Annotated in this window: 9 protein-coding genes; 7 read left to right on the top strand and 2 right to left on the bottom strand. The window is 59.6% G+C overall.

Going from position 1 to position 15,122, the window contains the following annotated elements; all coding sequences use genetic code 11:
• The 4 genes from MRBLMR1_RS18405 to MRBLMR1_RS18390 form a co-directional block, all read left to right on the top strand.
• On the top strand, window positions 1-732 hold a 732-nt coding region (locus MRBLMR1_RS18405), incomplete at its 5' end, for a transposase (protein ID WP_500065495.1).
• Window positions 733-1,087: 355 nt separating this feature from the next.
• Window positions 1,088-2,380, top strand: coding sequence for an Hsp70 family protein (locus MRBLMR1_RS18400; protein ID WP_500065493.1), 1,293 nt, complete (start codon window positions 1,088-1,090; stop codon window positions 2,378-2,380).
• Window positions 2,381-2,418: 38 nt separating this feature from the next.
• The gene (locus MRBLMR1_RS18395; protein WP_500065491.1) at window positions 2,419-3,300 is read left to right on the top strand and encodes a uracil-DNA glycosylase; all 882 of its coding nucleotides are present in this window, start codon (window positions 2,419-2,421) and stop codon (window positions 3,298-3,300) included.
• A gap of 177 nt (window positions 3,301-3,477) precedes the next feature.
• The gene (locus MRBLMR1_RS18390; protein ID WP_148145520.1) at window positions 3,478-3,669 is read left to right on the top strand and encodes a hypothetical protein; all 192 of its coding nucleotides are present in this window, start codon (window positions 3,478-3,480) and stop codon (window positions 3,667-3,669) included.
• Window positions 3,670-3,852: 183 nt separating this feature from the next.
• On the opposite strand, the gene MRBLMR1_RS18385 is transcribed toward MRBLMR1_RS18390, so the two are convergent.
• Window positions 3,853-4,791 (bottom strand): DMT family transporter, encoded by a 939-nt coding sequence (locus MRBLMR1_RS18385; protein WP_148145592.1) that lies wholly within the window; start codon window positions 4,789-4,791, stop codon window positions 3,853-3,855.
• Window positions 4,792-5,145: 354 nt separating this feature from the next.
• Here MRBLMR1_RS18385 and pepN point away from each other — a divergent pair, with 354 nt between their 5' ends.
• Together pepN and MRBLMR1_RS18375 are read left to right on the top strand one after the other, a co-directional pair.
• Window positions 5,146-7,794: an aminopeptidase N gene (pepN, locus tag MRBLMR1_RS18380; protein WP_148145521.1), complete on the top strand. Its 2,649-nt coding sequence runs from the start codon at window positions 5,146-5,148 to the stop codon at window positions 7,792-7,794.
• A 290-nt stretch (window positions 7,795-8,084) separates the two neighbouring features.
• Window positions 8,085-10,430 carry a sensor histidine kinase gene (locus MRBLMR1_RS18375; RefSeq protein ID WP_148145522.1) on the top strand — a complete coding sequence of 782 codons (2,346 nt, stop codon included), beginning with the start codon at window positions 8,085-8,087 and terminating at the stop codon, window positions 10,428-10,430.
• A gap of 56 nt (window positions 10,431-10,486) precedes the next feature.
• Here MRBLMR1_RS18375 and MRBLMR1_RS18370 read toward each other — a convergent pair whose 3' ends face one another.
• Window positions 10,487-13,447, bottom strand: coding sequence for a bifunctional [glutamine synthetase] adenylyltransferase/[glutamine synthetase]-adenylyl-L-tyrosine phosphorylase (locus MRBLMR1_RS18370; protein ID WP_148145523.1), 2,961 nt, complete (start codon window positions 13,445-13,447; stop codon window positions 10,487-10,489).
• 234 nt (window positions 13,448-13,681) lie between these two features.
• Between MRBLMR1_RS18370 and MRBLMR1_RS18365 the strand changes: the two genes are divergently transcribed.
• A complete protein-coding gene (locus MRBLMR1_RS18365; RefSeq protein WP_148145524.1) occupies window positions 13,682-15,076 on the top strand; it encodes a GntT/GntP/DsdX family permease in 1,395 nt (464 codons plus the stop codon).
• Window positions 15,077-15,122: the final 46 nt, after the last annotated feature.

Below are 15,122 nucleotides of genomic sequence, written 5' to 3'. Positions count from 1 at the left end.
GCCTTCTTCGCCTATGCGACCAACTACCTGATCGACACAGAGCACGGCGTTATTCTGGACGTGGAAGCGACACGCGCAATCCGTCAGGCGGAGGTCAGAGCATCTCGCACGATGCTCGACCGAACGGAGAACCGCTTCGGTTTACGACCTGGTTATCTCGCTGCTGACAGTGCCTACGGTTCTGCTGACAACCTCGCATGGCTGGTCAAGGAGAAGAAGATAGCACCGCACATTCCGGTCTTCGACAAGTCCAACAGGACGGATGGCACTTTCTCGCGCTCAGACTTCACATGGGAAGCCGAGAATGATCGCTACATCTGCCCCGCGAGTAAGGAGCTGAAGCAGTTCCACAGAATTTATGCGACACCTCGATCTGGAATCACAGCGGCGGGCACACGGCTTTACCGCGCCAGCAAGAAAGACTGTGATCGCTGCGTATTGAAGCCTCGCTGCTGCCCGAATATGCCGATGCGTAAAGTGCCGCGCGATCTCAACGAGGATGCTCGTGATGTCGCCCGAGCAATTGCCACGACACCGGAGTACGTGCAGTCGCGGCATCGCAGGAAGAAGGTTGAAATGCTCTTCGCACACCTCAAACGCATCCTTCGGCTGGCTCGGCTAAGACTGCGAGGACCGTGCGGTGCGAGAGACGAATTCTTGCTTGCAGCAACAGCCCAAAACCTAAGGAGGTTAGCCAAACTGAGGCCAATGCACACCATCATTGCCGCCTGAGAGCGGCAATGATCGATACCCTGCGCTGAAGCGCGATAAAGTGGGCAGCTCGCTCCGCTGAGAAAACGAAAAGGAGCGGATGAATGGCAAATCCGGCGAGTTTTTCAACGATATCGGCGCCTTGCGGACATCTACTTCTGGATGAATTTACGATCGAACCCGCCAGCGCCGCAGCGCTCACGACTAGTGACGTTCGTCACGTAATTCCGCATCCACCGCCCCCTTCCCGCTTGCTTTGGCGCCGAGCCTGTGGCATCAGGCGCGCTCTCAAAAAGGGCGAGGCAGCGGCTTCGCCCTTATCGCGTCCGGGAGCGTCCCGGCTCAATCATTTTTGCAGACCACAAGGAGCACGGCCATGGCACGGGCGCTCGGGCTTGATTTCGGCACGACCAATACCGTTCTGGCGCTGGCAGACAGCGGCAGCACTACCCATTCGATGCAGTTTTCGAGCAGCGCAGGCGAGACGGACTCGATGCGCACGGCGCTCTCCTTCATGAAGGATGCACAGCTCGGCGCTCAGGCACTAAAGGTCGAGGCCGGACAGGCGGCCATCCGCCAGTTCATAGACAATCCGGGTGACGCCCGTTTCCTGCAGTCGATCAAGACCTTTGCCGCAAGCCCGATCTTCCAGGGTACGCTGGTCTTTGCCCGTCGCCACACATTCGAAGATCTGATGGAGGTCTTCCTCAAGCGGTTGAAGACTTATGCGGACGGGCACTGGCCCGCCGAAGTCTCGCGCCTTGTCGCTGGCCGGCCGGTGCATTTTGCCGGCGCCAGCCCGGACGAGAAGCTTGCGACGGATCGCTATAACGAAGCGCTGACACGGCTCGGTTTTCCCGAGATCCATTATGTTTATGAACCTGTCGCAGCCGCCTATTACTTCGCCCAGACGCTGAAGACCGATGCCAATGTTCTGGTCGCCGACTTCGGCGGCGGCACGACGGACTATTCGCTGATCCGCTTCGAACGCGTGGCCGGCAAGCTGACGGCCAAGCCGATCGGCCATTCCGGCGTGGGCATTGCAGGCGACCATTTCGATGCGAAGATGATCGAACATCTGGTGGCCCCGGAAATCGGCAAAGGCACGTTCTTCAAGAGTTTCGACAAGCTCTTGGAAGTACCATCGAACTACTACGCCAATTTTGCGCGCTGGAACCAGCTGTCGATCTTCAAGACGACCCGCGAGTTCAACGACCTGAAATCGCTGGTGCGCTCGGCGATAGACCCGGACAAGCTGGAACTGTTCATCGAACTGGTCGAGCATGACGAAGGCTATCCGCTCTATCAGGCGATCTCGGCCACCAAGATGGCGCTTTCTTCCGCGGAAGAAGCCGAGTTCAATTTCGCACCGCTCGGCAAGGCCGGCACGACGATGGTCAAACGTGCGAATTTCGAGACCTGGATCGCAGACGATCTGGCAAAGATCGAAGGTGCATTGGACGATGTGCTGACCAAGACGAATACCGCACCGGCCGAAGTCGACAAGGTGTTCCTCACCGGCGGCACTTCCTTCGTTCCCGCAGTGCGCCAGATCTTTACCCGGCGTTTCGACGCATCGAAGATCGAAAGCGGCGGAGAGCTTCTGTCGATCGCTCATGGTCTGGCTCTGATCGGAGAGAGCGAGAATGTCGGTGAATGGGCGGCTTAAGGCTTTCCCACGAAGTTCGGCTTCGTTAAGGTGAAAGCATGAACGCCGCCTCAGATCTCAATCCGGCCGAGCTTGCCGCGCTTCTGCATTTTTATGCGGATGCCGGCGTGGAATGGCTCGTCGACGACGAACCGGTCGATCGGATTGCTCAGTTCGAGGCGCAGAAGGCCGCAAGGGCTCAGGCAAAGGCCCCGGCAAGTGCGCGGGAGCACAGTCCGCAGGACGGCGCATCTTCGGCTTCGAATGGTGGGAGTGCGCCCTCGCGGCGGCCGGGTGCGACCGCCCCTCCCCCGGCAACCACGGCACCGGTCTCCGTGCCGGCCGGACAGGCGGTGGAAGCTGCACGTTTGGCGGCGGGCGCTGCCGGTTCAATGGCTGAGCTGAAGGCGGCGATCGAGACATTCCACGGCTGCAACCTGAAGAACAGCGCCCGCTCAACTGTGTTTGCCAGCGGCGATCCGTCTTCCGGGATCGCGATTATCGGGCCGATGCCGAATGCGGACGATGATCGCGATGGTGCCCCCTTCTCCGGTCGGGCCGGAGATCTTCTCGCGCGGATGCTTGCAGCAATCGGCCTTTCGCGCGACGGCGTGCTGATGACCAACATCATTCCCTGGCGCCCACCGGGCAACAGAATGCCGTCGGCGGCCGAGATGGATATCTGCCAGCCTTTTATCGAGCGCCAGATCGTGCTTGCCCGACCGAAGGCGCTGCTGCTGCTCGGCAATTTCCCGGCCCGCTTCTTCATAGGCGGCAACGGCACGATCCACACGATGCGTGGAAAGTGGCAGACCGTGAGCTTTGCAGGGATGGAAATCCCTGCGCTTGCGACATTTCACCCGCAGGAGCTTCTTGCCGCCCCCGCCAACAAAGCCCTGACCTGGCAAGATCTGCTGGCCTTTCGACACGGTCTTCAATAGCCGGAATTGCACATATTTCGTGCAATCAACCTGACGAAATGCAAATTATTACCATTATATGAAGCAACCCATGCGAGAAACGCATGGCAGCGTGGCGTTCTGCCACATTGCTGAATCAGAGCATTTTAAGCAATATTAGTAATGTCTTGGGAGGAACCCAGACAAAGGACCACGGTAATGACCAGCCGCTTTCGCCCAATACATTCGGGCTTTGAAACACTCCGCGCCGCAGGCGTCGGCCCGCGCTCGACGCAGGGCTACCATCGCTTCGGCTCGGCAACCAACGAGCAGATCACATCGCGCGCCATGGTGCGTCCGGGCGGCATTTCGCGCCCCTCGGCCATGTTTGCCGATTTTCGCGAACGTTGAGGAGGATGTGCGATGAGATCGATATTCAGTCCTCTTCGCACTCTCCGTGAAAATTTGCGTCAGATAAACGCCGCCGTGAACGCATCTCGCGAATTTTCCGAGGCAAGCAGAACTCGGGGCGAGGCGATCGGTTCCGCCAGTCCGCTTTCCGGCATCCCGCTCTGATTTTCCCTTCCCTGATCCTCATGCACCCGGCGGAGAGGCTTTGCGCGCGGCTCTGCGCTCCAGCCCAAGCTGATGTTCGCGGTAGATGATGAAGATACCGGCCGAGACGGTGATTGCGGTACCGATCAAGGTATTGATCGCCGGGATATCACCGAACAGCGTGTAGGCAATCGCAATTCCCAGAATGATGGACGTGTATTCAAACGGCGCGATCGTCGAGACGTCCGCGTGCCGATAGCTTTCCGTCAGCAGGATCTGTCCCAGCCCTCCGAAAAATCCCGACGCGATCAGGCATAGGCGCGCATAACCACTCAGGGAAGACCAGCCGAAGGGCAGGCTGATGATTGAGAAGATCGCCGCGGTCAGCGAGAAATAGAGCACGATTGTTGCGGTCTTTTCCGTCTGAACGAGTTGGCGTACCTGGATCATCGCAAAGCCGCCCATGACGGCGCCCAGGAGCACTGCAACCGCGCCCATTGCCTGCTCTGACCCCATGCCACCACCACTGAACATGGTCATCTTGGGCCATGAAATGATCACAACGCCGACCATACCGATAGCAACCGCGGTCCAGCGATAGAGCCTTACGGTCTCCTTGAGAAATATCGCGGCAAAGACGACGGCGATCAGCGGCATCGAATAACCGAGTGCTATTGCATCGGGCATTGGCAAATGCACCAGGCCATAAAAGCCGCATATCATGCCCATAATGCCGAGCACGCCGCGCTTGAGATGACCCGACAGGCTATTGGTGTGGAAGGCGTGAAACAATTCCCGGCGAAACGCCAGATATCCCATGATCGGAACAAGCGCGAAAGCCGATCTGTAGAAGGTGACTTGCCCAGCAGGGAGATCCGGCCCGGCTGCCTTGATGCAGGTCTGCATCATCACGAATACGACAACAGACAATACTTTCAGCATAATCCCGTGCAGGGGATTTCGGGCATCGGGGGCCATAAGGGAACTCATTGGGGTTCAGGCCTTGGGCCTTGATCCGGAAATAGGCGGGGTGGATTCGCAAGGACATTAACGCAAAAGTGGAGCGCCGTGTGTGAAAATTGACGAAAGTTCGCCAGTGCGCCAATCGACGCAGCCGACAATCGGATTTGCGATCTTTTGCCTACAGCTCCGAAATAGCACTGTATGAAAATCGATCACTATACTGACAGTGCGACACTTTATTTTAGCCGCGGTTCAACAATCGTTTAGCATTGAATGTAAATATGCCCGCGGCGTGGGGGCCAAACCAGTCTTTTCAGGGACCGGTCTCACGTCGTCACGTCCAGTCGTTAAGCCGTTTCAGGAAACATCATGCGAACAGATACGGGCCAGATCGTGCATCTGGCGGATTACCGCCCCACTGACTTTGTTCTGGAACGGGTCGACCTGACGTTCGAACTCGATCCGACCAATACAAAGATCGAGGCCCGATTGATCTTCCATCGGCGCGAAGGCGTCGACGCATCGCTGCCGCTGGTCCTGGATGGTGACGAACTTAAGCTTTCCGGCCTGCTGTTTGACCAGAAGGAAATGCCGGCAAGCCAGTATGACGCGACGCCGGAAAGCCTGACGATCCGCGACCTGCCGGCCGAATCCCCGTTCGAATTGACGATCACCACCCATATCAATCCGGAAGCCAATACCCAACTGATGGGCCTCTACCGGACCAACGGCGTCTATTGCACCCAGTGCGAGGCCGAGGGCTTTCGCCGCATCACCTATTTTCCAGATCGCCCTGATGTTCTGGCGCCTTACACGATCACGATCATCGGTGACAAAGCGGCCAACCCGGTCATGCTGTCGAACGGCAATTTCCTCGGCGGCGCCGGTTATGACGAAGGCCGCTCGTTTGCCGCATGGTTCGATCCTCATCCGAAGCCGGCCTATCTCTTCGCGCTGGTCGCAGGCGATCTGGGCGTGATCGAAGACACGTTCGAAACGATGTCCGGTCGCGAAGTGGCGCTGAAGATCTATGTCGAGCACGGCAAGGAGCCGCGCGCAGCCTATGCCATGGATGCGCTGAAGCGCTCGATGAGGTGGGACGAAGAGCATTTCGGCCGCGAATACGATCTGAACATATTCCAGATCGTCGCCGTCTCCGATTTCAACATGGGGGCGATGGAGAACAAGGGTCTCAACGTCTTCAACGACAAATACGTGCTGGCCGACCCGGAAACCGCCACCGACCAGGATTATGCGAATATCGAGCGCATAATCGCGCATGAATATTTTCACAACTGGACCGGCAACCGCATCACCTGCCGCGACTGGTTCCAGCTTTGCCTGAAAGAAGGCCTCACGGTCTATCGCGACCAGGAATTCTCCTCCGACATGCGCTCGCGCCCGGTCAAACGGATTGCCGACGTGCGTCATCTGAAGTCCGATCAGTTTCCGGAGGATGGAGGCCCGCTGGCGCATCCGCCGCGCCCGGACAGCTATCGCGAGATCAACAACTTCTACACGATGACGATCTACGAGAAGGGTGCCGAGATCACCGGGATGATCGCGACCATTCTTGGACGCGACAAGTTCCGCAAAGGCATGGACCTCTATTTCGAGCGCCATGACGGACAGGCCGTCACCGTCGAGGATTATGTAAAATGCTTCGAGGATGCGAGCGGTCGCGACCTCAGCCAGTTCTTCCGTTGGTATGTTCAGGCCGGCACGCCGTTGGTTTCCGCCTCAGGCGCCTATGACGCTGCCGCCGGCACGTTCACGCTGTCGCTCGAGCAGACGACACCGGCCACACCCGGCCAGCCGAACAAGGAGCCGCTGCATATCCCGCTCTCCTTCGCGCTGATCCTCGATAACGGTTCGATTGCCGAACCGACGTCGGTCACCGGCGGCGAAGTAACGGGCGACGTGCTGCACCTGACGGAGCGCAGCCAGAGCTTCACATTCTCGGGCGTCTCGTCCCGGCCGGTGGTGTCGCTCAACCGGTCCTTCTCGGCACCGGTCAATCTGGTATTCGAACAGTCGCTGGAAGACCTCGTCCATGTCGCCCGCCATGACAGCGATCTTTTCTCGCGCTGGCAGGCTCTGACCGACCTTGCCATGCCGAACCTGACGCAGGCTGCCCGCGATGCGCGCGACGGCAAGGATGTGACCTGCGATCCGGCTTTCGTTGCCGCTCTTCTGGAATGCGCCGGCGATGCGTCGCTGGAGCCCGCCTTCCGGGCGCAGGCGCTGAACCTGCCGAGCGAGGCCGATATCGCCCGCGCGCTCGGTGGCAATAACGATCCCGATGCGATCCATGCCGGCCGCAAGGCCGTGCATGAGGCGATCGCCAAGGCTGGAGAGGAAGTCTTCGTCCGCCTTTATAACGAGATGAAGGTCGAAGGCGCCTATTCGCCGGAAGCCGGGGATGCCGGCAAGCGTTCGCTCCGCGGCGTTGCCCTCTCCTATCTCATGTATGCTAAAAACAGCCCGCAGCGCGCCGCCGAAGCGTTTGCCGCTGCCGACAACATGACGGATCTTGCGCAGTCACTGACGCTGCTTGCGCATCGCTTCCCGGATGCTTCGGAAGCAACGGCTGCTCTCGCCAGCTTCCTCACCCGTTTCGACGGCAATCCCCTGGTCATCGACAAGTGGTTCTCGATCCAGGCGACGATCCCCGGCGTCGATGCGCTCGAACGGGTCAAGGCGCTGATGGAAAATCCGCGTTTCAACCCAGGCAATCCAAACCGCGTCCGTTCGCTCGTCGGCACGTTCGCCTTCGGCAACCCGACCGGCTTCAACCGCGTCGACGGCAAGGGATATGATTTCCTCGCGGACCAGATCCTTGCGATCGATCCGAAGAACCCGCAGCTCGCCGCACGCATCCTCACCTCGATGCGCTCGTGGCGTTCGCTCGAGCCTGTCCGTGCCGAACAGGCACGGCTGGCGCTTTCGAAGATCGCCAAGGCAGCCGGCCTTTCGACGGATGTCAGCGACATCGTCGGACGCATGCTCAAGGACTGATAGCCTTGGTGACCCGCAGCACTTTAAGGGCTGCGGGTCACATTTAAGCGCCTGCCACATTTTTGGCCGCGATTGATACATTTTGAAACACTTTGCTTGACGCGCCCTGAAATCTCGCATCCGGATTTCGACTGAAGCCGCAGCTGATTTGCGCCACATAAACCTGCAAATTCCAGCATTTTTCAAATAGTTAACAAAATATTACCAACCCTCTGGACACGAAGAATCACTCTATGATTCATTAGGGTAGATTCGGACGGGCGGCGTACCGGATCATCACGAGGGACTAGATGAATACGGTATCGGACGTGCAGCGGGAAACCGCGGCCGGCGCTTGGCTGCGCCCTAAATTTCCGAAGGTTTCGGGCCTGCAGAAAGCGCTTTCGAAAGACAGCAATTTCGCGGTCAAGCCGATCGCACGTCAAACGCCGAAGGTGGAACTGGTGCTTAAGCGATCCATTCCCCTTCTCATCATCGCATTCCTCATGGTCGTGGCAGCGTCGCGCATTCTCGGCATCATGGGCGAGAACAGCCGTATGGAAGATGCCGCCCGGCAATCGACTGCGCTGATGGCAGCAACCACCCAGGCGATTTTCACCGGCCAGGAAACCCTTTTCGCCCAGGCCAACCGCGCTGCGGCCGAAGCACGGCTTTCATCCTATCTCTCGTCCGATCCGCAGCCGCATGGTTCCTTCTCGCTGTTCATCGACAAGTCTGGTGTCGTTTTCGGTGGCTCGAAAGGAGCCTCTTCCGCCTATATCGGTCGCCGCCTTGCTTCGCTTCTGCCCGAGACCGCAACACTTCGGCGCTTCGGCGGCGTGATCGAGACCTATCTCGGCGACATTCCGCACTATGCTGCCATTCAGCCGATCGGTGATGACGGCGCTCTGATCGTCTCGGCGCATTCGCTCGACACCACGAACAATTTCCTGCGTGGCGAGATCTCGCTCAACGTCACTCTCTTTACCGGCATTTCCGCCATTCTTCTCGTCATCCTTTATGCCTATTACACGCAGGTTAGGCGTGCGCACGACGCCGACGAGATCTTTGCTGAATCCAATCTACGGATCGAAGCCGCATTGTCTCATGGGCGTTGCGGACTTTGGGATTTCGATGTTGCCAACCGCAGGCTCTTCTGGTCCGGTTCGATGTACGAAATGCTTGGCCTGCCTGCTGCCGGCAGCATCATCTCGTTTTCCGATGCCGCAAGGATGATGCATCCGTCGGACGGCAATATCTACGCTCTCGCGCGTGCCATCGGCCGCGGCAATGCCAAGCAGGTCGACCAGGTATTTCGCATGCGCCACGCGGCGGGACATTATGTGTGGATGCGCGCACGGGCACAGGTCATTCGCAACGCTTCCGGTCGTATCCACGTGATCGGCATTGCGATGGACGTCACCGAACAGCACCGTCTGGCACAACGTTATGCCGAAGCCGATCAGCGCCTCGCTGACGCGATCGAATGCACGTCCGAAGCCTTCGTGCTGTGGGACAAGAACGACCGTCTCGTGATGTGCAACACTCACTTCCAGCAAGCTTACGGATTGCCTGAAAGTGTGCTGGTGCCGGGAACCGAACGTACTACCGTCAATGCAGCAGCAGCACGGCCAGTGATCGAGCGTCGCATCGCAGATGCGGATGGCAGCGGTTTCTCCCGCACTACCGAGGTTCAGCTTGCCGACGAACGCTGGCTGCAGATCAACGAGCGCCGCACCCGCGACGGCGGCACGGTTTCTGTCGGCACCGATATCACGCTTCTCAAGCGCCACCAGGATCGCCTGCGCCACAGCGAGCGCCGCCTGATGGCAACGATTGGGGACCTTTCAGCCTCGCAAAAGACGCTGGAAAAACAGAAAGCAGAACTCTCCGTCGCCAACGCCAATTATCAGGCGGAGAAAGAACGCGCGGAGGCCGCCAACCAGGCGAAGTCCGAATTCCTCGCCAATATGAGCCACGAGCTACGCACGCCGCTCAACGCCATTCTTGGCTTCTCCGAAATCCTGATGAACGGCATGTTCGGCCCGCTCGGCTCGCCGAAATACGGCGAATATTCCAAGGACATTCACGACAGCGGCAAGCACCTCTTGAACGTCATCAACGACATTCTCGACATGTCGAAGATCGAAGCCGGCCACATGCGCATCCAGGCGGACAAGATCGATCTCGTGCCCCTGGTCGAAGAGAGCCTGCGCCTGACCTCTATCTCCGCCCAGGACAAGCAGATCACGATCCATCAACGGCTACCCGAAGTACTCGACATGGTCGGTGATAGACGCGCGCTGAAGCAGGTGATGCTCAATCTCCTCTCCAACGCCGTTAAATTCACCGACGAAGGCGGCAGTATCGAGTTGCGTGCTCACCGAATGGAAAAAGGCCTGATGCTGACGATCGCAGACAGCGGCATCGGCATCCCCAAGGATGCAATGCCGAAGATCGGCCAGCCCTTCGAACAGGTGCAGAGTCAGTATGCCAAGAGCAAGGGCGGTTCGGGCCTCGGGCTTGCCATCTCCCGCTCGCTGGTGGCGCTGCATGGCGGCAGGATGCGTATCCGCTCGAAATGCGGCAAAGGCACCGCCGTGTCGCTGTTCATTCCCGACCGGCCTTTCGTGGAAGCACGGAAAAGGGCGGCGTAAGGCGATCACAACTGACCTTCGCCGCATTTACCTTGGCGAAAGCCCCTCACCCTACCTCACCTTTTCATAACCCGTTCAAACACTCCCCTGACCTCACCCGATAACCGCTTCACCTCTCCCTCCAGCGTCAAGAGATCGGGGCAGTCTCCTGCGCGGCAGATCCGCTCGACAAGGCCCGTGGGTGCATCCTTGGCATCGAAAGGACCATCCACGCAGAGGCGGATGATCTGCGAGAGTTCGGTGAACAGACGCAAGGCTTCAAGGCATGTATCGAGATCGGCGCGTTCAGGCAGGTCTTCGCACAGTGCCTTCAGTGCTTGCGCAGTCGACAGGCCATAGGTGTCGACCAGTAGATCCTTGCTCCCTGCCCGCGTCGGCGCGATCAGCCGCAGGTATTGGGCGATGAACTCAATATCGATCAATCCGCCAGGAATGAGCTTGAAGTCCCAGATATCGCGCGGCGGTTTCTCTTCCGCGATCAGCGCCCGCATCTCGGCCACGTCCGTCGTGATCTTCTTCACGTCCGGCTTGGTCGCCAGAACCTCGCTTATGATCGCCTTTGCCTCATTACCAAGGCTCTCGTCGCCACAGACGATGCGTGCGCGGGTGAGCGCCATATGCTCCCAGGTCCAGGCCTCTTCTCGCTGATATTTGCCGAAAGCGATGATGCGGGAGGCGACTGGCCCCTTGTTGCCGGAGGGGCGCAGGCGCAGGTCGACCTCGAAGACAACACCCTCCGCCATCGGCGCGGAAAGGGCCGCGATCAATCTCTGCGTCAGTCGGGTGAAATAGCGCTGGGCGTCGAGCGGCTTCGGACTAAGGCTTTCGAAAGCCTCGCTGTCATAGTCATAGAGCAGGATGAGATCGACATCCGATCCGGCCGTCAGCTCGAACGAGCCGAGCTTGCCCATGCCCATCACGGCCACCCGGCCGCCCGGATAGGTGCCATGCGCGGTCTCGATCTCGCCTTTCACCGCTGTCAGCGCAGCATCGATCAACAGATCTGCCAGATGAGTGAAGGCGCGGCCGGCATCGTCGCCGGAGATCGCTGCGGTGAGCAACCTGATACCGATCAGGAAACGCTGCTCGGCGGCAAAGATGCGCAACCGATCCAGCCTGTCCTCGTAGTGGCGCGAGCCCGAGAGAAACGTGTCCAGCCGCTTCGACAGATAGTCGCGCGTCGGCACTTCCGACATCAGGCCGGGATCGAGCATGCCATCGAAGACATGCGGCTTCGAGGCGATGATATCGGCGAGGCGCGGAGCAGACGCCATGATGGTGACGATGAGGGAGAGAAGCGGTGGGTTCTTGCCGATCAGCGAGAAAAGCTGGATGCCAGCCGGCAGCGCCTTCAAAAAGCTGTCGAACCGCAGCAGCGCCTCGTCGGCACGCCGGCTCTCGCCAAAGGCCTTGAGCAAAGCCGGCATCATCTCCGTCAGCCGCTCGCGCGCCTCGACGGATTGCGTCGCGCGATAACGACCGGAATGCCAGGTGCGGATCATCCGCGACATGTCGGCGGGCCGCTCGTAGCCGAGTTCGGCCAGCGTCTTCAGCGTATCGGGATCGTCCTTCTGGCCGGTGAAAACGAGATTACCCTCGCCTCCAGAAAGCCCCTCTTCCTGCTCGAACAGCCGAGAATAACGCCTCTCAACGGTTTTGAGGATGCTTTCCAACCGCGTGAAAAAGGCTGCGACATCGGCAAAGCCGAGCATGAAGGCGATGCGCTTCAGCTCCGCATTGCTGTCGGGCAGGCGATGCGTCTGCTCGTCATGCACCATCTGGATACGATGCTCGACATCGCGCAGGAACCAGTAGGCCTCGGTCAGCGCCGTGGCGATCTCCGGCTTGATCCACTTCGCCTCAGCCAGCGCCCCAAGTGCTACTTCCGTCTCGCGCGTCCTCAACGCCGGCATGCGACCGCCGGCGATCAGCTGCTGCGTCTGGGCGAAAAATTCGATCTCGCGGATGCCGCCGCGGCCAAGCTTGACGTCGTGGCCCTTTACTGCGATCGCCCCATGGCCCTTGTGGACATGGATCTGGCGCTTGATTGAATGAATGTCTGCGATCGCCGCATAATCGAGATATTTGCGGAAGACGAAGGGCGTCAGCAGTTTCAGGAAATTATCGCCGGCAGCCATGTCACCCGCCACCGGACGCGCCTTGATGTAGGCGGCACGCTCCCAGTTCTGTCCCCTGCCCTCGTAGTAGATCAGGGCTGCATCCATGGAGACGGCGAGCGGCGTCGAGCCGGGGTCAGGCCGCAGCCTCAGGTCGGTTCTGAAAACGTAGCCATCGGCCGTGCGGTCCTGCAGGATACGGATCAGCCGGCGCATCATCCGGCCATAGATCTCCGACGCATCGAGCGGATCGGCAAGAATGCCCACCTCCGGATCGAAGAAAACGACGATATCGATGTCGGAGGAATAGTTGAGTTCGCGCCCGCCGAGCTTGCCCATGCCGAGCACGATGAGGCCCGAGCCCCGGCTCGGCTGCGTGGGATCGACAAGCTTCAGCTTGCCGCTCTCATGGGCAGCGAGGAGAAGATGGTCGACTGCGGAGGCGACGGAGGCTTCGGCGAATTGGCTCAGCCAGCATGTCGTCTCCTTCGCCGTGAAGATGCGAGCGAGATCTGCGAGCGCCAGGATAAAGCTGAAAGCGCGCTTGGCCGACCGCAGGGCGGTCATGACCTCGCCCTCGGAAGGAATTCTCCCGTCAACCGGCCTCCACGCACTCCGCGCCTTGTCGATCAGGGAAGACAGCGCCGGCTCGACCGGTTCACCGATAGCCCGCGCCAGAAAGGAGGGAGAGACCGAAGCCGTATCGCGCAGATAGGGCGACAGGCTGAATGCCGCGACGAGAAAATCCTTCAGCGCGCCGCCTTCTTTCAACATTTGCGCAACGGAAGCCTCGGATTGTCCAATATCTTTCAGCGCCGCCAGAGCAGTCTTAGCTTCCGCCTGAGATAGGGGACGGATGACATCCGCTGATACGGTATCGAGCCGTTTTACGCTTTTCATGCCGTTTCCTCCCTCATGCAGCTTTTAGTTTGCGCAGACGGAGAAGACAAACCGGAATGAGGGGAAACCACAACCCATGAACGATTGCGGTTTATCAAGTGACGCAATCTAATTAGGGCGCTATCTATTTGGAGACTTTCGTACTCCATGCCTTAGCGGGTCGCTTCCCGCTCTTCGGTTGCGTGGAGTCATCCGAATTGCCTTGCGCTCCCGCGTACACCCTCGGGAGAAACCATGAATTCCTCAGACATCGCGCTTCTTGCGACAGCGCTCGGCAGCGTGATTTTCCTCGTCGTGCTGATCGTATCGCGCATCCGGCTGCATCCGCTCCTGGCGCTGATCATCACCTCCATCGGCGTCGGCCTTGTCACCGGCATGCCGGGCGAAAAGCTGATCAAGTCGATCGAGGCCGGTGCCGGCCACACGCTCGGCGCTGTCGGCCTCGTCGTGGCGCTCGGCGCCATGCTCGGCCGCATCCTGGCCGCCGGCGGCGTGACTGAAAGCATTGCCAATCTCATCATCACCAGAACCTCCACCCGCATGCTGCCCTGGGCAATGGCGGGTGCCGCCTTCATCATCGGCATTCCGATGTTTTTCGAAGTCGGACTCGTCGTACTCCTGCCGCTGATCTTCAGCGTCGCGCGCAAGCTCGACGAGACCGGGAGCATCAAGGGCTCGGCTTACGTCTATGTCGGCGTCCCGGTCATTGCCGCACTTGCCTCGATGCATGGCATGGTGCCGCCGCATCCCGGCCCGCTAACGGCAATCGCCTCGCTTAACGCCAATATCGGCGCGACCATGCTCTACGGTTTCATCGCCGCCATTCCGGCAATCATTCTCGGCGGACCGGTCTATGGCGCGATCGTTACCCCGCGCCTCAAGGTCAAGCCAGATCAGGGGCTGATCGACCAGTTCTCGCAGGACGCAGCGGAGGGCGCATCGACGGGCCAGGCACCGCCTAGCCTCGGTCTCAGCCTGCTGACAGCGCTTCTGCCGGCGCTGCTGATGCTTTTCCATGCGATTGCCGAACTTCTCCTGCCGAAGGGTTCAACGCTGCTGTCGATCACCGATTTCCTCGGCGATCCGGGCATCGCCATGCTGGTCGGCGTGCTGTTTGCCGCCTGGACGCTGATCATCAGCCGCGGCGGCAACAGCGAGCTTCTGCGCACGCAGCTGTCCGCCAGCGTCAAGCCGATCGCCAATGTTCTGCTGATCATCGCAGGCGGCGGGGCGTTCCAGCATGTTCTAGGAGATGCGAAAGTCGGGGATGCGATCATGCATCTGAGCCAGCAGTTCTCGCTTTCGCCGCTGCTTCTCGGCTGGATCATCTCGATGCTGCTCTCGGTCTCGACAGGGTCCGCCACGGTCGGCATCGTCGGCGCATCGGGACTGCTCGCGCCGCTTGTCGGACATGACCCGTCGCTCAATGCCTCGCTCCTGGCGCTCTCAGTCGGCTGCGGCTCGCTGTTCTTCAACTATGCCAACCATGCAGGTTTCTGGCTGGTGAAGGAATCCTTCGGCATGACGATGGGCGAAGCCACGGCAACCATCTCGATCATCCAGTCGATCGTCTCGGTGGTCGGGCTTGTGATGGTGCTACTGATGAACCTGGCGCCGCCGTTGGTGTGAGCGGCCACAGATGATGCGGAGAACTTCCCCCTCTGGCCTGCCGGCC

It is taken from the genome of Neorhizobium sp. LMR1-1-1.1 (assembly GCF_040675795.1).
GTDB classification, from domain to species: Bacteria; Pseudomonadota; Alphaproteobacteria; order Rhizobiales; family Rhizobiaceae; genus Neorhizobium; species Neorhizobium cellulosilyticum.
This window is presented reverse-complemented; position numbering and strand designations above follow the sequence as displayed.

What these genes read in the sequence shown, in the direction of transcription:
- MRBLMR1_RS18400 (WP_500065493.1), top strand. Translation starts at nt 1,088, where the DNA reads ATGGCACGGGCGCTCGGGCTTGATTTCGGCACGACCAATACCGTTCTG.
- MRBLMR1_RS18395 (WP_500065491.1), top strand. Translation starts at nt 2,419, where the DNA reads ATGAACGCCGCCTCAGATCTCAATCCGGCCGAGCTTGCCGCGCTTCTG.
- MRBLMR1_RS18375 (WP_148145522.1), top strand. Translation starts at nt 8,085, where the DNA reads ATGAATACGGTATCGGACGTGCAGCGGGAAACCGCGGCCGGCGCTTGG.
- MRBLMR1_RS18365 (WP_148145524.1), top strand. Translation starts at nt 13,682, where the DNA reads ATGAATTCCTCAGACATCGCGCTTCTTGCGACAGCGCTCGGCAGCGTG.
- pepN (WP_148145521.1), top strand. Translation starts at nt 5,146, where the DNA reads ATGCGAACAGATACGGGCCAGATCGTGCATCTGGCGGATTACCGCCCC.
- MRBLMR1_RS18385 (WP_148145592.1), bottom strand. Translation starts at nt 4,791, where the DNA reads ATGGCCCCCGATGCCCGAAATCCCCTGCACGGGATTATGCTGAAAGTA.
- MRBLMR1_RS18390 (WP_148145520.1), top strand. Translation starts at nt 3,478, where the DNA reads ATGACCAGCCGCTTTCGCCCAATACATTCGGGCTTTGAAACACTCCGC.
- MRBLMR1_RS18370 (WP_148145523.1), bottom strand. Translation starts at nt 13,447, where the DNA reads ATGAAAAGCGTAAAACGGCTCGATACCGTATCAGCGGATGTCATCCGT.